At 66.8% G+C, this 20,782-nt stretch carries 19 protein-coding genes; 10 read left to right on the top strand and 9 right to left on the bottom strand.

What is annotated here, in order from left to right:
- Position 1: 1 nt before the first annotated feature.
- Positions 2-496, bottom strand: coding sequence for a MarR family transcriptional regulator (locus ISP25_RS14350; RefSeq protein WP_192160102.1), 495 nt, complete (start codon positions 494-496; stop codon positions 2-4).
- A 212-nt stretch (positions 497-708) separates the two neighbouring features.
- On the opposite strand from ISP25_RS14350, the gene ISP25_RS14345 reads away from it, so the two are divergent.
- Positions 709-2,790, top strand: coding sequence for a S46 family peptidase (locus tag ISP25_RS14345; protein WP_404614808.1), 2,082 nt, complete (start codon positions 709-711; stop codon positions 2,788-2,790).
- A gap of 166 nt (positions 2,791-2,956) precedes the next feature.
- On the opposite strand, the gene ISP25_RS14340 is transcribed toward ISP25_RS14345, so the two are convergent.
- A complete protein-coding gene (locus ISP25_RS14340) occupies positions 2,957-3,361 on the bottom strand; it encodes a DUF4156 domain-containing protein (RefSeq protein WP_192160106.1) in 405 nt (134 codons plus the stop codon).
- 246 nt (positions 3,362-3,607) lie between these two features.
- Positions 3,608-6,481, bottom strand: coding sequence for a M16 family metallopeptidase (locus ISP25_RS14335; RefSeq protein ID WP_404614805.1), 2,874 nt, complete (start codon positions 6,479-6,481; stop codon positions 3,608-3,610).
- A gap of 251 nt (positions 6,482-6,732) precedes the next feature.
- Here ISP25_RS14335 and ISP25_RS14330 point away from each other — a divergent pair, with 251 nt between their 5' ends.
- From ISP25_RS14330 to ISP25_RS14305, 6 genes are read left to right on the top strand one after another with little or no spacing between them, the layout of a single operon-like run.
- Positions 6,733-6,936 carry a hypothetical protein gene (locus ISP25_RS14330; protein ID WP_192160110.1) on the top strand — a complete coding sequence of 68 codons (204 nt, stop codon included), beginning with the start codon at positions 6,733-6,735 and terminating at the stop codon, positions 6,934-6,936.
- Between the two features lie 35 nt (positions 6,937-6,971).
- Positions 6,972-7,142, top strand: a complete 171-nt coding sequence (locus tag ISP25_RS14325; RefSeq protein ID WP_192160168.1) for a hypothetical protein — start codon at positions 6,972-6,974, stop codon at positions 7,140-7,142.
- Between the two features lie 49 nt (positions 7,143-7,191).
- Positions 7,192-7,668, top strand: coding sequence for a tRNA (uridine(34)/cytosine(34)/5-carboxymethylaminomethyluridine(34)-2'-O)-methyltransferase TrmL (trmL, locus tag ISP25_RS14320; protein WP_404614803.1), 477 nt, complete (start codon positions 7,192-7,194; stop codon positions 7,666-7,668).
- The gene (locus tag ISP25_RS14315) at positions 7,665-8,342 is read left to right on the top strand and encodes a ubiquinone biosynthesis accessory factor UbiJ (protein ID WP_404614801.1); all 678 of its coding nucleotides are present in this window, start codon (positions 7,665-7,667) and stop codon (positions 8,340-8,342) included. The genes trmL and ISP25_RS14315 overlap by 4 nt, the downstream gene beginning before the upstream one ends.
- A complete protein-coding gene (gene ubiB / locus ISP25_RS14310; protein ID WP_192160116.1) occupies positions 8,339-9,988 on the top strand; it encodes a ubiquinone biosynthesis regulatory protein kinase UbiB in 1,650 nt (549 codons plus the stop codon). Before ISP25_RS14315 ends, ubiB begins: the two co-directional genes overlap by 4 nt.
- A 43-nt stretch (positions 9,989-10,031) precedes the next feature.
- Complete coding sequence (locus ISP25_RS14305; RefSeq protein WP_404614799.1) at positions 10,032-10,739, top strand: pseudouridine synthase; 708 nt, start codon at positions 10,032-10,034, stop codon at positions 10,737-10,739.
- Between the two features lie 6 nt (positions 10,740-10,745).
- Here the strand turns inward: ISP25_RS14305 and ISP25_RS14300 are convergent, their stop codons facing one another.
- From ISP25_RS14300 to ISP25_RS14285, 4 genes are all read right to left on the bottom strand, one after another.
- A complete protein-coding gene (locus ISP25_RS14300; protein ID WP_404614797.1) occupies positions 10,746-11,480 on the bottom strand; it encodes a LytR/AlgR family response regulator transcription factor in 735 nt (244 codons plus the stop codon).
- The gene (locus tag ISP25_RS14295; protein WP_404614795.1) at positions 11,477-12,562 is read right to left on the bottom strand and encodes a sensor histidine kinase; all 1,086 of its coding nucleotides are present in this window, start codon (positions 12,560-12,562) and stop codon (positions 11,477-11,479) included. The genes ISP25_RS14300 and ISP25_RS14295 overlap by 4 nt, the downstream gene beginning before the upstream one ends.
- 53 nt (positions 12,563-12,615) lie before the next feature.
- Positions 12,616-13,116, bottom strand: coding sequence for a Cif family virulence factor (locus ISP25_RS14290; protein WP_404614793.1), 501 nt, complete (start codon positions 13,114-13,116; stop codon positions 12,616-12,618).
- 108 nt (positions 13,117-13,224) lie between these two features.
- Positions 13,225-13,800, bottom strand: a complete 576-nt coding sequence (locus ISP25_RS14285) for a DNA-3-methyladenine glycosylase I (RefSeq protein ID WP_192160126.1) — start codon at positions 13,798-13,800, stop codon at positions 13,225-13,227.
- 100 nt (positions 13,801-13,900) lie between these two features.
- Between ISP25_RS14285 and ISP25_RS14280 the strand changes: the two genes are divergently transcribed.
- Both ISP25_RS14280 and ISP25_RS14275 read left to right on the top strand, forming a co-directional pair.
- A complete protein-coding gene (locus ISP25_RS14280; protein WP_404614791.1) occupies positions 13,901-14,785 on the top strand; it encodes a DMT family transporter in 885 nt (294 codons plus the stop codon).
- Positions 14,786-14,904: 119 nt separating this feature from the next.
- Positions 14,905-16,032, top strand: a complete 1,128-nt coding sequence (locus ISP25_RS14275; protein ID WP_404614789.1) for a sterol desaturase family protein — start codon at positions 14,905-14,907, stop codon at positions 16,030-16,032.
- A gap of 6 nt (positions 16,033-16,038) precedes the next feature.
- Here ISP25_RS14275 and ISP25_RS14270 read toward each other — a convergent pair whose 3' ends face one another.
- Together ISP25_RS14270 and ISP25_RS14265 are read right to left on the bottom strand one after the other, a co-directional pair.
- Positions 16,039-16,986, bottom strand: coding sequence for a pyridoxal-phosphate dependent enzyme (locus ISP25_RS14270; protein ID WP_404614787.1), 948 nt, complete (start codon positions 16,984-16,986; stop codon positions 16,039-16,041).
- Complete coding sequence (locus ISP25_RS14265; protein ID WP_404614785.1) at positions 16,983-17,981, bottom strand: aldose 1-epimerase; 999 nt, start codon at positions 17,979-17,981, stop codon at positions 16,983-16,985. The genes ISP25_RS14270 and ISP25_RS14265 overlap by 4 nt, the downstream gene beginning before the upstream one ends.
- 77 nt (positions 17,982-18,058) lie before the next feature.
- Here ISP25_RS14265 and pepN point away from each other — a divergent pair, with 77 nt between their 5' ends.
- Positions 18,059-20,704, top strand: coding sequence for an aminopeptidase N (pepN, locus tag ISP25_RS14260; RefSeq protein WP_404614783.1), 2,646 nt, complete (start codon positions 18,059-18,061; stop codon positions 20,702-20,704).
- Positions 20,705-20,782 lie beyond the last annotated feature (78 nt).

Here is a 20,782-nt window from a genome sequence, read left to right as displayed (position 1 = left end):
CTCAATCCTGCTCCAACTGGTTGAGGAACTTCTTGAGCAGGCGCTCCAGCTGCGCCGTCTCGGCGGGCTTCATGCCGGCGGTCTGACGCTCCAGCAGCGCGCAGATCGACGGCATGAATTCGTCGATCATCGCCAACCCCTCGCGGCTCAGGCTCAGGCTGACCTTGCGCCGGTCCGTGTCGCTCGCGGTGCGCTCGACCAGCCCCTTGTCGCACAGACTGTCTGCAAGCCGCGTGATGTTCGCCGACTTCTCGCCCGCCGCCTCGGCCAGCTGCGACGGGTTCAGCGTATAGCCCTCGGTGCCGTACAGCATCATCAGGATGTTGTACTCCGGGTGGCTGATGCCCCACGGCTTGAGCGTGGCGTTGGCGGCGTCGTGCACGCGCTTGTGCAGATGCTTCACCAGCCGCACCAGCACCGCCGGTTCGCGCGGGAACGCGGGTTGGCGCCGGCAGGTGACGGCAAGGCGTTGTTCGGTGGGGGCGAAGCTGCTCATGGCTGAATGCAGTCGTTGCTGTCTTGTTTGTATTTCATATATGAAATATATGGAAATGAATTTTATGCCCGGAATGGGTGGCCTGCAAGTACCCCTGTCGACCGCCACTTCCTCGCCCCCGCCGACGACGTCATGATGGCCGCTGGTTCGACACGCCAACAGCGGACCCGCGCCATCCGCGCGCCGATCCGCCCCCATACGGAGGAGACGCGATGAAACGCTGGTTGCTCGTTGGGTTTTCCGGCCTGCTGCTTGGCACCGCCGGCGGCGCCATGGCCGATGAAGGCATGTGGACGCTGGACCATCTGCCGGTGAAGCAGATGCAGCAGCGCTATGGTTTCACGCCCACCCAGCAATGGATCGACCTGATCCAGCATGCGGCGGTGCGCCTGGCCGAAGGCTGCTCCGGTTCCTTCGTCTCGGCCAGCGGCCTGGTGATGACCAACCACCACTGCGCCAATGCCTGCCTCTCCCAGCTCTCCGGCACCGGCCACAATTACATGTCCGACGGCTACGTGGCGATGAAGCAGGAAGACGAGCCGAAATGTCCCGACGTCGAACTCAACCAGCTGGAGAAGATCACCGACGTCACCGACCAGGTGAACGCGGCGACCAGCGGCAAGCAGGGCGCCGAACGCATCAAGGCAGAGCGCGCGATCAGCAGCAAGCTGGAGACGCAGTGCGTCGCCGGCGATGCCAAGACCTGGCGCTGCGACGTGGTAACGCTGTACCACGGCGGCCGCTACGCGCTGTACAAGTATCGCCGCTACCAGGACGTGCGCCTGGTGTTCGCGCCTGAGCAGAGCATCGCCTTCTTCGGCGGCGACCCGGACAACTTCAACTTCCCGCGCTACGACCTCGACGTCACCTTCTTCCGCGCCTACGTGGACGGCAAGCCGGCGAAGACGCCGCAGTTCCTGCAGTTCGACCCGCATGGGCCGAAGGCGGGTGAAATGACCTTCGTGGTCGGCAACCCGGGCTCGACCCAGCGCGAGACGCCGTGGCTCCAGTTGTCAGCCATGCGCGACGACATGCTGATCCCGTTCTACGGCTACCTGTCCGACCTGCGCGGCGTGCTGTGGCAATACGGCCGCGCTGGCGCGCAGCAGGCCAAGGAAGCACAGGACATGCAGTTCGGCATCGAGAACACGCTGAAGGTGTTCAACGGCTGGCTGGAAACGCTCACCAACGAAAGCTTCATCACGCAGAAGCAGAAGGACGATGCCACGCTGCGCGACTGGATCGCCGCCGACCCGTCGCGCCGCGCGAAATACGGCGACCCGTGGGCGGACCTGGCCAAGGCCCAGCAGCGCGGCAAGGAACTGCAGGACCGCTACAACATGATCGCCGGCGGCCGCGGCTTCGGCGTTGGCACCCAGCTGTTCGCCGACGCGATGACCCTGGTGCGCGGCGCGGCCCAGCGCGCCAAGCCCGACGCCGAACGCCTGCCGCAGTACCGCGACGCCAACCTGCCCGCGGTGGAACAGTCGCTGGAGGCGAAGGTACCGGTATATCCGGAGTTCGAGCGCACCATGATGGCGTGGTCGATGGAGAAGATGCGCCAGATCCTCGGTGCCGACGATGCCTTCGTGCACCAGACGCTGGGCAAGCAATCGCCCGACGAGCTGGCCACCACGCTGGTGAACGGCACCAAGCTCGCTGACCCGGCGGTACGCAAGCAGCTGTGGGACGGCGGCGAGAAGGCGGTCGAGGCCTCCACCGATCCCATGATCGCGTTCGTGCGGGGGATCGAGCCCACTGCGACCAAGCTGCGCAAGCAGTACGAGGACGAAGTGCAGGCGCCCACCACCAAGGCCGATGAGGCGATCGCCCAGGCCCGCTTCGCGCGCGAAGGCACCAGCAACTATCCCGACGCCACCTTCACCTTGCGGCTGTCCTACGGCAAGGTGGCCGGCTGGAAGGAAGGCGACCACGAGGTGCCGCCGTTCACCGACTTCGCCGGCGCCTACAACCGCGCCACTGGCGCGGACCCGTTCAAGCTGCCGGACAGCTGGATCAAGGCGAAGGATTCACTGGACCTCTCCACGCCGTTCGACTTCGTCACCGACAACGACATCATCGGCGGCAACTCCGGCAGCCCGGTGGTCGACCGCGACGGCCATGCGGTGGGCCTGATCTTCGACGGCAACATCCACTCCATCGGCGGCGACTTCGTGTACGACGGCAACAACAACCGCGCGGTGGCCGTGGACACCGCCGCATTGATGGAAGCGGTGCGCAAGGTCTACCGGCTGCCGCGACTGGCGGACGAATTGGCCAGCGGGCACCTGTGAATCGTGCCGGTGTGCGGGCGTGTGCCACGCACCGGTACGGAAATATCTTTGCGATCATCCGTGATCGCGAAGATCAAACGGGCGGCCATCCATTGCCGCACTCTTCAACAAAGGCGAAGGGCGCCCTCGGCGCCCTTCGTTCTTTCCTGGTCGATCGGAGCCGAGCTCAGTTGCCCTTGACCGGGAAGGTCTGCGCGCCGCCACCGTTGGCCGGTGGCTGGGGCTGTCCCGGTGCAGTGTTGGGCTGGATGACGCGCGAACCGCATTGATAGGCGCCCCACGGCTGCGAACCGTCGCTGGGTTCACCCAACGGCTTGATGGTGTCCGCCTGCATGGTGGCAGCCTCGTTGCGCGCCATCACCTGCAGCTCGTCGCGCACCTTGATGTCGTTGCGGTCCACCGGGCCGACGTGGTCCATCACCGAGACGGTGATCTTGCCGAGGTCACGGCAACCGGAAACGTCACCGTTCCATGCCGTGCGCACGTTCTGCGAGGCCGGCGTGGGATTGATACCCCAGGTGCAGGCTCCAAGCAGCAGCGTGGGAACGATCAGCAACACGGTCTTGCGCATGGGGCGACTCCGATGTCTGGATGAAGAAAGGCCGGGCGCTAAGCCGCCCGCCCTCCATGCTAGCGCGCGATGCTGGCTCGCGCCTGTATGGGTGCTTGTTCCGCCCACCGAGTCCGCTGCCGATGGCCGAACGCGCACCGTCTCCAGCTCGTCCATCCCGGCGCAGACCGGGATCCAGCAGCGACCGCGCGCATCCGAGCCATGCGGTCACTGGATTCCGGCCTGCGCCGGAATGACGGGCAACAGCTACTTCGATACCGGCTTGCCGTCGGCGTCAAGCACCTGCACGTCGCCAAGGTCCAGTGCACGCACCGGCGCCTCGATCTGCTTGAGGTCGCCCACGATCACCCAGGTCATCGCCTGCGGCCGCACGATCTCCTTGATCGCCGCTTCGGCCTGGGCTTGCGTGACGGCTTCCAGTCGTGGCTTCAGTGTCTGCACGTAATCGTCGGGACGGTCGTACGCGACGATGCCTTCCATCGCGCCGAGCACCGCCACGGTGGTCTCGTAGCCGCCCGGCAGGGCGCGGATGCGCTGATCCTTGATCTTGGTGATCTCGGCATCGGTCAACGGCTTGTCGCCGATCACCGCGCGCGCCTCCTTCAGCACTTCGCTGGCGGAAGGCGCGGTCTTGTCGGTCTGTACCGGCGCGTAGAACAGCATCGGGCGCTGACCCTGCGCATCCATCAGGAAGCTCTGCGCGCCGTAGGCCCAGCGCTTGTCCTCGCGCAGGTTCATGTTGAGGCGCGAAGTGAAGGTGCCGCCGAAGGCACCGTTGGCCACCTGGATGGCGAGGTTGTCCGGCGTGCGCGTAGACGGCGCCAGCAGGCCGGCGAGGATCAACGACTGCGGCGCATCGGGGCGGTCGATCAGGAACACGCGCGGCCTGGGCTGCGCGGCCACCTGGGCGATGTTCTTGTGCGGCACCGGGGTGGCCGGAGCTTTCCAGTCGCCGAAGGCGGCGTTCAACTCCGGGATGATCTTGTCCAGCGTGGTGTCGCCGGCTACCAGGATCTTCACGTTGTCCGGACGCAACCAATTCTGCTGGAACGCGCGCAGGTCATCCGCCGTGAGCGACCGGATGCTGGCCTCCGTACCGCTGCCGGTGAACGGAATCCCGTAGGCGTGGCCGGCCCCGTACAGCAGCGGCGGCAGCGAACGCAGCGCGAGGCCGATGGGCTGGGTCTTTTCCTGCGCAATGTCGGCCAGCCACTGGCCGCGCACGCGGTCGATGTCGGCTGCCTTGAATGCGGGGTCGCGCACGATGTCGGCGAACAACGCCAGCGAGGGCTTGAGCTGGTCGTTGAGGGCATTGAGCCCGGCGCTGCAGCTGTCCAGCCCGCAGTCGATGCTGGTGGCCGCGCCGAGGCGCTGGCGTGCTTCGGACACCGCCACAGAATCCATCTTGGTGGTGCTCTCGTTCATCAGGCGCGCGGTGAAGCTCGCCGTGCCGAGCTTGCCGCCCTGGTCGGCGGCATAACCGGAATCGAACATCAGTTGCACCTGCGTCACCGGGATGGTGTGGCGCTGGGCGAGGATCACCTCGATGCCGTTGTCGAGCTTGCCGCGTTCGAGCGCGGGGAAGCTCAGCGAGGGAAAGCTGGTGACCTGCGGCACGCCCTTGCTGCGATCCACGTCGCTCTTGGTCACGCTGTATTCGCGCACGGCGGGCAGCCTGGGCTGCGGCTTGCCGGCGGCATCGCCCAGCGGCTTCACGGCCTTGTCCTCGGACGCCGGATCGAAGTCCTTGCCGGCAGGCAACACGGTGAGCCGGTAGTCGCCCTTGGCCAGCCATTCGTCCGCCGCGGCCTTGACGCTGGCCGGTGTGGCCGCGTTGGCGCGGTCGAGATCCTTCTTGTAGGCAGCCGGGTCGCCGCGATAGACCTGACCTTCGGCGAGGATCACCGCCTTGCCGCCGAAACCACCCACCTTCTCCAGCCCGCGGATGAACTGCGCGCGGTTGCCGATCTTGGCGCGATCGAGTTCGTCGGCGGAGGGGCCGTTGGCGAGGAAGTCCTTGAGTACCGCGTCGATCGCCGCCTCCACCTTGGCCGGGTCGACGCCCTGCTTCACGTCGGCCTGGATCTGGAACTGGCTGGCCAGCGCGAACGGCGCGATGCTGGCGGAGACGTCGTCCACCAGCTTGTCCTGGTAGACGAGGCGCTGGTACAGCCGCGAGGTCTTGCCGGCCCCCAGTACGGTGCTGGCCAGGTCGAGCTGGATGGCCGCGTCGCTGCCGAGCTGCGGTACCACCCAGGTGCGGTAGATGCGCGGCTGCGCCACGTGGTCGTGCTGCACGCCCTGGGTGGACCTGGCCAGCGGGGTGATCCACGGCTGCTGGTGCGCCACCGGCTTGCCGGCGGGGATGTCGCCGAAATACTTCAGCGCCTTCGCGCGTGCCTCGGCCACCGTGATGTCACCGGCCAGCACCAGCGTGGTGTTGGCGGCGCCGTAGTTGGCGTGGAACCAGTTCTTCACGTCCGCCAGCGATGCTGCGTCGAGGTCGGCCATCGAGCCGATGGTGTCGTGCTGGTACGGATGATTCGCGGGATAGGTATTGGCGAGGATGTTCTCGTCCACGCGACCGTAGGGACGGTTTTCATCCTGGCGCTTTTCGTTCTGCACCACGCCGCGCTGGGTGTCGAGCTCCTTCTGGCCGATCGCGTCGAGCAGGTGGCCCATGCGGTCGGATTCCATCCATAGCGCCATGTCCAGCGCGGTGGTGGGCACCGTCTCGAAATAGTTGGTGCGGTCGAACCAGGTGGTGCCGTTCATGTCGGTGGCACCGGCCAGTTCGAACGGCTGGAAGTAGGTGCCCTTGTGGTGCTCCGAACCCGAGAACATCAGGTGTTCGAACAGATGGGCGAAGCCGGTCTTGCCCTTCGGTTCGTCGGCCGAACCGATGTGGTACCAGATGCTCACCGCAACCACTGGCGCCTTGTGGTCCTCGTGCACGATCACGGTGAGACCGTTCGGCAGGGTGAAGCGCGTGTAGGCGATGTCCGGAACCTGCTGCGTGGCCCGCGCGGTTTGCGTGGCAGCCATCGCCGCATCCGGCGCAAGGCCAGCCATGGCGCTCAACAGGCTGGCGATCAGGACGGCCAAGGGCTTGCTTCCCATCGTGACGCTCCTTTCGGGTTGGGTGTCAGGCGAGCCTACGGGAGGGCGCAAGTTCCTGCCAGATGACCAAGGGCACGCGCACGGCCGGCTGTCCGGTTTTCCTGTCCGACTGTCCGCGGACAAGCGGACCCGGGCTTCAGATGATCAGAAATTCTCTTTAAATTCAATTATCTAAAATAATTTTTCGACTTGGCATGCGGATTGCTCTCTCTACATCGTGCAAGGACAACCCACCCAATCGGAGACACGCCATGAAATACGAGAACCTGATGCTGCGCAGCCTGTTCGTCGCCTGCCTGCTGGTTTGCACGCTGGTGTTGGGCGCAATGCTGAAGAGCTTCCCCGCTCCGGCCGGAATGGCCAGCAGCGGCACCGTCGCCAACGCCTTGCTGGCAAGCCCCGCGCAATGCGCGCTGCCTGCCGACGGCGTGATCTGCCCGCGCCAGCCGGGTTGAAGCCCACCTTTCCCATCCTGACGAGGAGTATTTCAATGAAACATGAAACCCTGATGCTCAATGGTTTGTTCGCGGCCTGCCTGCTGGTCTGCACCCTGGTGCTGGGTTCGATGCTGACTGACCGCCCGCCCACCGCCCAGACGCTGGCGACCACGAGCAACGCCTGCGCGACGACGGCCACCGCTTGCCCGCTGCCGCGCAGCTGATCGCGTCGCCGGCTCGCCTGCGCGGCCATGCGCACGCGATAATCGCCGGATGCTCCATGTCATCCTGTTCCGCCCCGAGATCCCGCCGAACACCGGCAACGCCATTCGCCTGTGTGCCAACACCGGCGCCGCGCTGCACCTGATCCGCCCGCTGGGCTTCGAGCTCGACGACACGCGCCTGCGCCGCGCCGGGCTGGACTACCACGAATACGCCCGCGTCACCGTGCACGACAGCCTGGCCGATTGCCTCGCCACCATCGGCCAACCGCGCGTGTTCGCCTTCACCACCCGTGGCCGTGTGTGCCACGTCGATGCGCGCTACGCCGACGGCGACGCATTGCTGTTCGGTTGCGAAACCGCCGGGCTGCCGGGCGAGGTGCTGGACACCATTCCCGAGGCGCAACGCCTGCGCCTGCCGATGCGGCCGGACAGCCGCAGCCTCAATCTTTCCAATACCGTGGCCGTGGCGGTGTACGAGGCGTGGCGGCAGCTTGGATTCGACGGCGCCGCTACAATCCCCGGATGACCTCGCCCACACCCAACGCCTGGCTGCCCACGCCGTTGCGCAAGCTGGCCGGACGCGCGCTGGAAGCAGCGCTCAACCACACGCTGGCGCTCGACCCCGACACGCAGCAAAAGCTCGCCACCCTCAATGGCCGCCGCGTACTGCTGCACCTGCGCGGGCCGGAGCTCGCGCTGGCCGTGACCGTGGAAAGCGATCGCCTCGCGGTCGGGCCGCCGGACCAGAACGAGGCAGCCGCCAGCACGCTGCGCGTGGCCGCCACGCCCGGCAGCCTGCTGGCGATGGCTTTGCGCCGCGGCGACGACGGCGTGGCACCCGGCAAAGTGGAAATCGCCGGCGATGCCGACCTGGCGCGCCGGCTGGAAAAGCTGGCCTCGCAGTTCGCGCCCGATTTCGAAGAAGCCTTCGCGCGCAGCTTCGGCGACGTGCTCGGCGTGCCACTGGCGCGTGCCGTGCGTACCGCGTTCGTGCACGCAAAGGAAACCGCCAGCCATCTCACCGAAGACGGCGCCGCGTGGCTGCGCGACGAATCGCGCCTTGCTGTGGCTCCCGGCGAAGCGGAAACCTTCCTCGACGGCGTGGACAACCTGCGCGAGCGCAGCGAACGGCTGGAAGCGCGCCTCGCCCGCCTGGCGTCACGCGTGAAAGGGACGCCCCCCAACGGAGCCGCCGCGTGACCTCGCTTGCCGTCGTTCCGCGTCTGCTGCGCGTCGCCGCCGTACTGCTGCGCTACCGGCTCGACGAGCTGGTGGACGCCGCCCACCTGTTCCGCCCGCTCAAGCTGGTGCGCCCGCTATTGGGCCGTCCCAGCGTGGACGTGCGCAACCTGCCGCGCGGCGCACGGCTGCGCCTGGCGCTCACCGAACTGGGACCGATCTTCGTCAAGGCCGGACAGGTGCTGTCCACACGGCGCGACCTCGTGCCCGGGGACATCGCCGATGAACTGGCGCTGTTGCAGGACCAGGTGCCGCCCTTTCCCGGCAGCGCGGCGCGCGCCATCGTGGAGCGCGAGCTGAAGTCCCCGATCAGCCGCCTGTACGTCCATTTCGACGAAACGCCACTGGCTTCCGCCTCCATCGCGCAGGTGCACGCGGCCGAACTTCCAGACGGGCGCTCCGTGGTGGTGAAGGTGCTGCGCCCCGGCATCGACGCGCAGATCGCCCGTGACGTGAAGCTGCTGCACTCGCTGGGTGCATTGGCGAACCGCTGGCATCCCAATGCCGACAAGATCCGCCCGCTGGACGTGGTGGCGGAAGTCGAGAAGATGCTGGAAAACGAGCTGGACCTGCAGCGCGAAGGCGCCAGCGCCAGCCTGCTCCGGCGCAACTTCGCCAGCGGCGTCGACCTCTACGTGCCCGAGGTGCACTGGGATCTGACCGCGCAACGCGTGCTCACGCTGGAACGCGTGCACGGCATCAGCAGCGACGACATTGCCGCCATCGACGCCGCCGGCATCGACCGCAAGGCGCTCGCCGCCAAGGGCGTGCGGGTGTTCTACGAGCAGGTGTTCCGCGACAACTTTTTCCATGCCGATGCCCACCCGGGCAACATCTGGGTGGACGTCACGCGTCCCGTCGAGCCGCGCTTCATCGCGCTGGACTTCGGCATCATGGGCTCGTTGCCCGAAGCCGACCAGTACTGGCTTGCCCAGAACTTCATCGCGCTGTTTGAACGCGACTACGCGCGCATCGCCAAGCTGCACGTGGACGCCGGATGGATGCCCTCCACCGTGCGACTGGACGAACTGGAAGCCGCCGTGCGCACGGTGTGCGAACCCTACTTCACCCGTCCGCTTTCCCAGATTTCGCTGGCCGAGCTGGTGGTGAAGCTGTTCCAGACTGCGCGCCGCTTCGAGCTGACCCTGCAGCCGCAGCTGATCCTGTTGCAGAAGACCCTGCTCAACATCGAAGGCGTGGGTCGCATGCTCGATCCCGAGATCGACATCTGGGCGGTGGCGCATCCGGTGCTGAAGCGCATCCTGCGCGAACGCTACAGCCCGCTGCGCACGATGCGCGAGGTGCGCAAGCGCCTGCCTGAGTGGTTCCACCTCGCGCCGCAACTCCCCGAACTGCTGCGCGCTTCGCTGGAACAGATCGCGCAAGGCGAGCAGCGCCTGCTTGCCGACGTGGACACGCTCGGCCTCCAGCGCCATCTCATGCGCCGGCTGCTGCGCATGATCGCGTGCAGCGCGTTCGGCGCCACGCTGATCCTCTGCGCCACCCTGTTGTGGGCGCTGGCGCCACAACACGGTCTCTGGCTGCCGCTGGGCATGGGCGTAACCGGCCTCGCGTCGTTCATCTTCGGCTGGTCGCGCCGCTCCTGATTCCCTCCCCTGCACGCAGGGGAGGGAACTCCCACGGAACCTCATGACGCCTATCGAGATACTCCACCAGGACGACGCCTTCATCGCGGTGAACAAACCCGCGGGCCTTCCCGTGCACCGATCCGCGATGGTGAACGACGCCGAGCAGTACCTCGTGGACGTGCTGCGCGAACAGGTGGGCGGCAACGTCTACCTTGCGCACCGCCTCGACCGTGCCACCAGCGGTGTGCTGCTGGTGGCACGCAGCAGCGAAATCGCCGCCGCGCTGGGCGAGCAGTTCATGGGCCGCGACGTGCGCAAGCAATACCTGGTGGTGGTGCGCGGCTGGCCGGAGCCGGCCGAGGGCGTGATCGACTATCCGCTGCCCGGTTCGCGCGAGACCGGTCCGCGTCGCGAAGCGCGCACGCGCTACCGTCAGCTCGCCGCGGTAGAAGTGCCTATCGCCCTGGGTCGTTATCCGCAACAACGCTACGCCCTGCTGCTGGCGGAACCGGAAAGCGGGCGCTTCCGCCAGATCCGCAAACACCTTGCTCATATCCACCACCCGGTGATCGGCGATTGCCAGCACGGCCGCGGCGACCATAACCGCCTCTACAAGCAGCACTTCGCCTGCCACCGCATGCTGCTGCACGCGTGGCGGCTGGACTTCCGGCATCCGGCGAGCGGCGCGGCGATGACACTGCAGGCGCCGCTGGATCGCGAATACGCCGGCCTGCTCGAACGCTTCGACTGGGTCGACGCCCTGCCCTAGCGGCGCCTACGAAGCCAAGGCCGCGCGCAACGCGTCCACATAGGTCCGGCTGGCGCGCAGCGGCGTGCCATCGCGCAGACGCAGCAGGCAGTCGCGGTTGGAGAGCGCCTGCAGCTCGGCCACGCGATCCAGCCGCACGATGAGGGAGCGATGGATGCGCACGAATTGCGCCGGATCCAGCCGCAGCGCCAGCTTGTGCAGCGGCTCGCGCAGCAGGTGCAGGCGCTCGCCCACGTGCAGGCCAGCGTAGTCGCCCTGCGCCTCGATCCAGTCGATCCTCGACACATCCACCCATTGCACCCGCTGCCCCAGCCGTATTTCGAAACGGCTGGCATGGGCCGGCAACGCTTCGGCGAGGGAGGGATCGCGTCGATGCGCCGCCAGCATCTGCCGTGCGCGGTCGAGCGCGTCGGCGAAGCGGTCCTCGTCGACCGGCTTCAGCAGATAGTCGAGCGCACGCACGGCGAACGCGCGCAGTGCGAACTGCGCATGCGCGGTGAGCAGGATCGCCAGCGGCCGCTCCTGCGGCGGCAGGCGCTCCAGCGCATCCAGCCCGTTGATGCCAGGCATCTGCACATCGATGAACACCAGGTCGGGGCGCAATTCGCGCATCGACTCCAATGCGGCCTCGCCGTCGGCACACTCGCCGATCACCTGCATGTCCGCATGCGCTGCGAGCCGCGCCCGCACGCCGCCGCGCGCCAGCGGTTCGTCATCCACCACCAGTACGCGCAACGTCATGCCGGCTCCGCGATGGCACGGAAGGGAAAGGCGATGTCGACGGTGCAGCTGCCGTCGTCGCCCAATGCGAACTCGAACCGCTGCCGCTCCCCATGCAGCTGCACCAGCCTCTCGCGCACGTTGCGCAGGCCGATGGCGGCAGGACGCGTCTCATCGCCGGTCGCGTCGGATGCCGCCGGCGCGCCATCGTTGCGCAGCGACAACCGCAACGTTTCGCCGTCGCGCTCTGCCGCCAGCGCCACGCGACCGGGAGCGGTGCGCAGGGCGATGCCATGGCGTATCGCATTCTCCAGCAGCGGTTGCAGCAACAGGGGCGGCACTGCCGACTGCAGCACCTCGGGACCGATGCGCACGTCGAGCAACAGCCGATCCCCCAGCCGTACCTTTTCGATATCGAGGTAAAGCCCGGCCAGCGCCAGCTCCTCCGCCAGCGCCACCTCGTGCGACTCGCCGCTGTCCAATGTGGCGCGCAACAGTTCGCCCAGCGTGGCCAGCATGCGGTTGGCCTCCGCATTGCGCTGCCCGGCCACCAGAGCAGAAATCGCGTTGAGCGTGTTGAACAGGAAATGCGGCTGCAGCTGGTAACGCAACGCGCGCAATTCGGCGTCGCGCGCCTGCGCGGCAATCTCGCGCACGCGCTCGCGCTCGGCCTGCAACACGATGTAATGCTCCACCACCGCATGCACGGCGCCGAAGGCTATGAGCGCCAGCCAGCAACCGTCCAATTGGACGAACAGGAACGCCCATTGGAAACGCGGCAGCGCACCGAGCTGGATCGCCAGCAACTCGCCGAGCGCGTTGTTGGCCAGCGACATCGCGTAGCTCAGCGCCAGCAGAACCGGAACCGCCATCAGCCACGATACGCCGCGCCGCCGCAACCAACGCTGTGCGGCCGCCATCGGCACGATCCAGAGCAGGTAGGTGATCGCGTAAAGCACGCGAAAATCCACGGCGCGGCCATGGCCCAGCTCGGGAAGCGCCATCACCGCCATGCACAGCACCAGCGGCGCGCCCGCCAGCAACGGTAGCCAGAAGGGAACATCGGCTCCGCGGCGAACGGCGGACGGCACGGCTTGGGTCATGCGCAAGGGTTTCCGGCGGCAGCAGCAGGCAAGCCGCCTGCCACCAAGCCACTCTAGCGCAGGTTCGGCGGCTCGCTGGAATACGCCATCGCGCTGATCTTCCAGCCCGCACCGGTGTTCACCAATTGCCAGGCCTCATGGCCTCGATTGTTCAATTTGCCATCGGCAAGGAACACGAAATCGAAGTACACCGACGCAATGGCACCGTCGGTCTCGATACGCACGTTGGAAAACTTCTCCTCCACACGCCCCTGGCTGCCGACGACGAAGTCGACGAAGCGCTGATGGTTGTCGCTGTGGAAACGCGGCACCTGCGGATGTCTGGCGCTGAGCTGCTGGTAGGCGTCATCGCCCAGCACCTCGAACCATGCGCCGCCTTCGGCCATGAACAGGTTTTCCAGCCCGGCCTTGTCCTTGGCGATCAGTGCCGCCTGGAATTTCGCGACCACCTGCTCGATCTGCGCATGTGCATCCGGCGACGCCGGCGTGGCCGCAGTTGCGGTGAAAGCAACCGCTGCCAGCAGGGGCAAGGCAAGCAATCCGGTCTTCTTCACGGGGACTCCGCGTGCAGTGGATGGGAAGTCCATTGCACAGGGCTGGGCAGCGACCATGCCAGCGTATTGCGACGAACCGTGCCTGCGGCGCGGCGAAGCGATGCAGACCTATCGCTCGCCGGCAGCACAGGCCTTATGGCGGAAGCACCCCACGAGGTGGTCGTTGATCATGCCGGTAGCCTGCATCAGCGAATAGCAGATGGTGGTGCCGACGAAGCGGAAACCGCGCTTCTTCAGTTCCTTGCTCATGCGGTCGGAGAGCGCCGTGCTGGCAGGCACTTCGCCCTTCTCCTTCCAGCGATTGTGCAGCGGTTTGCCGTCCACGAACGACCACAGGTAGGCGTCGAGGCTGCCGAACTCGGCGATCACCTTCTGCGCTGCGATGGCGTTGTCGCGCGCCGCGGTCACCTTGAGCCTGTTGCGGATGATGCCGGGATCGAGCAGCAGCTTTTCCAGCTCGCGATCCTTCATTGCCGCCACGCGGGCGATGTCGAAATCGTGGAAGGCCTTGCGGTAGTTGTCGCGCTTGACCAGCACGGTGCGCCACGACAGCCCGGCCTGTGCACCCTCGAGACACAGGAACTCGAACAGGCGCTGGTCGTCGTGCAGCGGCACGCCCCATTCGGTGTCGTGGTAGGCACACATCAGCGTGTCGTCGGCGGGTGCCCAGTGGCAACGTTGCATGCGGCGGTTCCGGCAGGGGGCGCTTGTCGCGGAGCGCACAGTGAACGCTGGATGGCTGCCGGAGGCAATACACTCGCGCCTTTCCAGCGCGATGCCTTCCATGCCCGGTCAAGCCGCCTCGCAACGCAGCGCCTCGCTGGCGCTGCTCGCCACCATTCTGCTGTGGGCCTACAGCTGGGTGGTGATGAAGCAGGTGCTGGCGTTTGCGGGGCCGTTCGATTTCGCGGCAATGCGCTACCTGCTGGGTGCGGCGGTGCTGTTCGTGGCGCTGACGCTGAGCCGCCAGCCGCTGAAGCCGCCACCGCTGCTGCCCACGATCCTGATCGGCCTGTGCCAGACCGCGGCGTTCCAGGGATTGGAGCAATGGGCACTGGTGAGTGGTGGCGCCGGCCATGTGGCGTTGTTGGCTTACACCATGCCGTTCTGGGCCGTGCTCCTGGCTTGGCTGATCCTGCGCGAACGGCCCACGGGTCGACATTGGCTGGGCCTCCTGCTGGCCGCGCTGGGCCTCGTCTGCATCATCGAGCCGTGGCGCGGGCTGGGCAATGCGGCGAGTACGGTGCTGGCCATCGCCGGCGGCGCGGCATGGGCGGCCGGCACGGTACTGAGCAAACGGCTGTTCCGGTTGCAGGCGGTGTCCGCACTCAATCTCACGGCCTGGCAGATGCTGGCCGGCGGCATGGCGCTGGGCATCGTGGCGCTGGCGGTGCCGCAGCGGAACATCGCATGGAGCGGTGCCTTCATGGCCGGATTGGCGTACAGCGTGCTGATGGCCTCAAGCCTCGCGTGGTGGCTGTGGTCGATCGTGCTGCGCCGGCTTCCCACCACATTGGCCAGCGTGAGCAGCCTGGGCGTACCCATCGTTGGCGTGCTGCTGGCGTGGGCGATCCTGCACGAGGAGCCCAGACCGATGGAATGGGTCGGGATCGGCTTCGTGCTGCTGGGACTGTGTGCGGTGAGCGGCGTGCGGCGGCGGCGCCCATAGGAGCGCACAGGGTGCGCTCCTACGCAAGGCACGCCCCCGCAAGTTCGCGCGGCTGCATTCAGCGCGGTGCCGAAATCACGGCGGTATCATGTGCGCTGCCGTTCCCCGCGAATTTTCCGATGTTCTCGCTACCCGAATTGTGGTCACACCTGGTCGATTGGCTGAGCAGCTACGCCGTGGCGCCCGCGCTCGCCCTGCTGCACCTGGGCAAGCTGTCCGGCGACCCGCGCGACATCGCCGCGTCGCTGCTGATCGCCGTGCTGCAGATCTGCATCATCGGCTTCCTTTTCAGACCGCTGGAAACCTTCTTCCCCGCCGAGAAGTGGGCCGATCGCAAGCTCACCCTGGTAGACCGCAACTACACGGTGATGATGCTGGTGGGCATCTTCCCGCTGTTCACGTATCTGATCCTGATGCCCTTCAGCAACCTGCTGGGCGGTGCCGACACGAGCACCTCCAGCACTGGCTCGCCGCTGGCGCTGACGACCCTGATGCCATGGTTCAACGGCCATCCCTACGTGCTGTTCGGCGTGTACTACGTGGTGTACGACTTCGTGTACTACTGGATGCATCGCACCCAGCACGCGCTGCCGTGGTGGTGGGCGCTGCACAGCATGCATCACAGCACGCGGCAGATGAGCTGCTGGACCAACGACCGCGGCAACCTGATCGATGGCTTCATCCAGTCGATGATCCTCGCCGTGGTGGGCCTGGTCATGGGTGTGGACCCGGACGAGTTCGCCTGGCTGATGCTGCTGGGTGAACTGGTGCAGAATTTTTCGCATACCAACACGCGGTTCGGCTTCGGACGCGTGTTCGAGCGCCTGCTGGTCGACCCGAAATTCCACCGCCTGCACCACATGCTGGTCGACGCCGAGCGCCCCAAGTTGCACAACTGCAACTTTGGCCAGGTGCTCTCGATCTGGGATGTGATCTTCGGCACCGCGCTGTATGGCGAACCGCCGCGCCCCACGGGCGTAGGCGATCCAGTGGTGGATGCGGACAACAATTACGGGCTGCTCGGCCTGCACTGGCATTCGACCAGGCGCTTCCTGTGCACGGTATTCCGGCGCGAGGGCTGGAGGCCGGGCGAAGTGGCATTCGATCCCGTGACGCTGCGTCCGGTCCCGGTCGATCAGCTCGACCTGCACGCCCTGGCACACCACCTCCCGGGCAGTGTCGCCGCAGCGACGACCGGCACGGCGGCGAACGACGACGCCGTCACTGCGGAATCCATGACGGTCTGAGTACGCTCACCACGGCAACGCGTCGAGATCGACATTGCCGCCGGTGAGCACAACGCCCACTTGCCTGCCGGCGAAACGCTGCGGCTGCTTGAGTATCGCGGCCAGCACGGTAGCGCTGGAGACCTCCACCACCTGCTTCAGCTCGCTCCACAACAGACGCATCGCGGCGATGGTCTCCGCGTCGCTCACCGTGACGACTTCCACGCGATGCGTACGCAGGGCATCGAAATTCGGTTGGCCCATCAGCGCGCGCAGGCCGTCGCACACCGTGTCCGGCACCATGCTCGCGATACGCGAGCCCGCGGCCAGCGAGCGTGCCGCATCGTCGGCGCCGGCTGGCTCGGCGGCGACCAGCGCCAGTTCCGGCTTGAGCGCATGCGTGGCGATCGCCACGCCCGCGGCCAGGCCGCCGCCGCCGACGGGCGTGATGAGCGCATCGAGCTGCGGTGCCTGACGCAGCAACTCCAGTGCAATGGTGCCCTGCCCTGCCATCACCCGCGCATCCGCATAGGGATGAACCAGTGCGGCACCCGTCTGCGCCTGCACCTCGGCGCACATCGCCTCGCGCGCTGCCTGAGTGGGCGCGCAACGATGCAGCGTGCCGCCGGCACGCACGATGGCGTCCAGCTTGGCCTGCACGGCGCCTTCGGGCACCACCACGTGCGCCTGGATGCCGCGCGTGGCGGCGGCCAACGCGAGCGCGTTGCCGTGGTTGCCGGAGGAATGCGTGACCACGCCACGCGCTGCATCTTCGTCGGAGAGCGACCACACCGCATTGCAGGCGCCGCGAAACTTGAACGCACCACCGCGCTGCAGGTTCTCGCACTTGAAATGCAACTCGGCGCCAGCCAGTGCGTCGAGCGCAGCACTGCGCAGCACAGGCGTCACCACCGCATAAGGCGCGATGCGCGATGCGGCATCGCGGATCGCATCGATATCGGGCAGGGCGTTCATGCCTGGATGATCTCCACGCCGCAGCGATAGCGACGCTCCGCGCCCGGCAGCAGGCGGATCGCATCCGCGCACTCAGGCCGGTTGAAGGCATTCGCCATGCACTCCATCGGCTCCAGCGCGATGGCGCGGCGCACGTCGCGGCTGATCGTGTCGGAAGTGAAGGCGTGCATCAGGCCGTGTTCCTGCCAGACCACCAGTGCGCGACCGCTGGCCGGATCGCGCAGGTGCGTGCGGATGCTGCCGTCGGCGTCGGACTGCAATTCGTTGTAGCTCTGGTCGAGGATCTGGCCGCCGATCGCGCGCGGCTCGCGGAAATCCATCGCGGGCGCATCATCCAACGCCACGTAGGCGGCGGCTCCCGGCAGAGCAATCAGGTCGGCGCCGGTACGGATCAGGCCTTCGCCGGGAATCTGCAATTCCCAGCCATCCACCAGTGCGTCAGCCAAGCGGAAATACGGATGCCAGCCGAAGAAACACGGCGCAGCGTCGTCGCCCACGTTGCGCATCGCGACTTCCAGCGCGAGGCCGGCAGCGTCCAGCGTGAACGTCACCGCCAGGTCGATCGAGTGCGGATAACCTGGCTGCGGGCGAATCACGTTGGTGGCCAGCGTCGCCCGCGCTTTCTGTTCGTCCGCCGCAAGCGCAACGAGATCGAATGTGGCGCCGCGCACGAAGCCATGCCGACTGGCGCGCGCCTCGCCCACCACGCCGGGCTGCAGATCCTGCGCCTGTCCGTCGAAGCTGTAGCGCGCGTCGGCGATGCGGCCACCGAACGGCACCATGATCGCGAAGCGCGAGCCGGAGCGCGCGACGACTTCCGCGTCGTCGCGGTAGCCGTCGGCGTAGTCGAACCACGTGCCGCCCTCGTCCGCCTCGAAATTCAGGAGCGCCGCGCCAAGCCGTGCGATGCGCACGCGGCGGCCGCCTTCTGCATCCTCCAGTTGCACCACGGGCTGTGTGCCCAGCATGGCCTCGACGGCACGGAAACGCGTCATTGCTAGCTCCGGTTGAAAGGCGGGGACAAGATTCGCCATGTTAGCCTGATCTGTCCCCGTCCCCGATCTCCCACCGCATGAACGCACGACCCGACGCCTCCAGCCTGCCGATCCGCCTTGCCGATTACCGTGCGCCAGCCTGGCGTGTAGAGCGCGTTGAGCTGGATTTCGAGTTGGGCATAGCCACGACCGAGATCGGCGCGAAGCTGCTGCTGCGCCGCGATCCTGCGCAGGACGAATCGTTGCGGCTGGACGGCGAAAACCTGGAGTTGATTTCCATCGCGCTCGACGGCGAGGTCCTGGCGGACGATGCCTACCGCCTGGTCGACGGCGGCCTCGAAGTGCATGGCGCGCGCGACGGCAGCGTGCTGGAAACACGCGTGCGCGTGCATCCCGCGGCGAACACCGCATTGGAAGGCCTTTATCTCTCCGGTCCCAGTGAGACGGGTTTCCTGCTCACCCAGTGCGAGGCGCAGGGCTTTCGCCACATCACGTTTTTCCCGGATCGCCCCGATGTGCAGGCGATCTATACCGTGACCTTGCGTGCCGATCGCGCGCGCTTCCCCGTGCTGCTGGCCGGCGGCAATCCCGATGGCTCTGGCGAACTCGAGGATGGCCGCCATTGGGCGCGCTTCGTCGACCCCCATCCCAAGCCGGCCTATCTGTTCGCGCTGGTCGCCGGCCGTCTGGAGAAGATCGAACAGGACTACCGCACCGCCGACGGCCGCGACGTGCAGCTGAAGATCTGGGCCGAGGCCGACGCCATCGACCGTTGCCACTACGCGATGGACGCCTTGGTGCGCTCGATGCGCTGGGACGAACAGGCCTACGGTCGCAACTACGACCTCGACGTGTTCCACGTCGTCGCCACCCACGACTTCAACATGGGTGCGATGGAGAACAAGGGCCTCAATATCTTCAACACGAAGTGCCTGCTGGCCGACGCCGACTCCAGCACCGACGACGAGTACCGTCGCGTGGAAGCGGTGGTCGCGCACGAGTACTTCCACAACTGGAGCGGCAATCGCGTCACCTGCCGCGACTGGTTCCAGTTGAGTCTCAAGGAAGGTTTCACCGTATACCGCGAGCAGTGCTTCTCCGCCGACATGAACTCGGCGCCGTTGAAGCGCATCGAGGACGTGGGTCTGCTGCGTCGCGCGCAATTCCCCGAAGACGCCGGCCCGCTGGCGCATCCGGTGCGGCCTGCCGAGTACCGCGAGATCAACAACTTCTACACCGCCACCGTGTACGAGAAAGGCGCCGAACTGGTACGCATGCTGGCCGGCAAGCTGGGTACGGCGGGCTTTCGCCGCGGCACCGACTTGTACTTCAGCCGCAACGACGGACGCGCCGCCGCCCTCGAGGATTTCCTTGCCGCGCTGGGCGAAGCGAATGACGTCGACCTCTCGCCCTATCTTGCCTGGTACGGCCAGTCCGGCACGCCGCGACTGAAAGCGCATGGCCACTACGACGCCACGCGCCACGAATACACGCTCACGTTGTCGCAGCACACGCCAGCCAGTCTCCAGCAGCCGCGCAAGCAGCCCCTGCCGATTCCGGTGAAGCTGGCGCTGTTCGGATCCGACGGCCGCATGCTGCCCTTGCATACGGACGGCCAAACGGATGCCTCCGAGATCGTGGTCGTGCTCGACGAGGCCGAGCAGTGCTTCGTGTTTCGCGACGTGCCCGAGCGCCCTGTGCCCTCGCTGTTGCGCGGCCTCTCCGCGCCGGCGGTACTTGAGTGCGATTACACGCCGGCCGAGCTTGCCCTGCTGCTGGGTCACGATCCAGACGGCTTCAATCGTTGGGACGCAGGCCAGCAGCTTGCCTTGCGCGCCTACGATGCGCTGCGCGACGGCGCCCACAACGGCGCCGTGAACGCATGGTGCGACACGCTGGCTGCGCTGTTCGACGATGCACGGCTCGACGCCGCCCTGCTCGCCGACCTGCTTGTCCCACCCGGTGAGATCGAGCTGGCGGAGCGCGAGTCCGTGGTCGACCCGGCGCGCATATATACGCTGCGCCAGCAATTGCAGCAGCGCCTGGCCGCACGCATCGGCGCCGACAAGCTGGAAGCGCGATATCGCTCGCTCGCCGCGCAATCCACGGCAGGCATCGATGCCGTCAGTCAGGCCAACCGCAGCCTGAAACAGCGTGTGCTGCAACTGCTGGCCCTGCTCGATCCGACCGCCGCCTGCCATCATGCCGCCACGCAATACCTCGACGCGCCGAGCATGACCGACCGCCTCGCCGCGCTGGGTGTGCTGGCCCGGCACGACGCCGCACGCAGCGTCGAGCCGCTCGTGCACTACCGCAAACGCTACGCGAGTGATCCGCTGGCGTTGGACAAGTGGTTCGCCCTGCAGGCACAGCTGCCCGGCGAGGGCGCGCTAGCCCGGGTGCAGGCGCTGGAAGCCGACCCGGCTTTCACCCTGAAAAATCCGAACCGCGCCCGCGCCTTGCTGGGTACCTGGGCCAACGGCAACCCTTCCGGCTTCCATCGCGCCGACGGCGCAGGCTATCGGTTGTATGCCGACCGCTTGCTGGCATTGGACGCGCTGAACCCGCAGATCGCGGCCCGTCTCGCCACCGCGTTCAACGGCTGGCAGCGGCTGGAGCCGCATCGTCGCGAAGCGGCGCATGCCGCGCTGGCTTCACTGGCTGGCCACGACCAGCTCTCGCGCAACCTGGCCGAGATCGTAGGCAACATGCTCAAGGGCTAAAACGGAAACGGCGGCCTGGGCCGCCGTTTTTTCGCGTGGAAGCGCCCTAGGAATTGCACGCTAAGTGCGCGCTCCCAC

Source organism: Rhodanobacter hydrolyticus (assembly GCF_044904645.1).
This window is presented reverse-complemented; position numbering and strand designations above follow the sequence as displayed.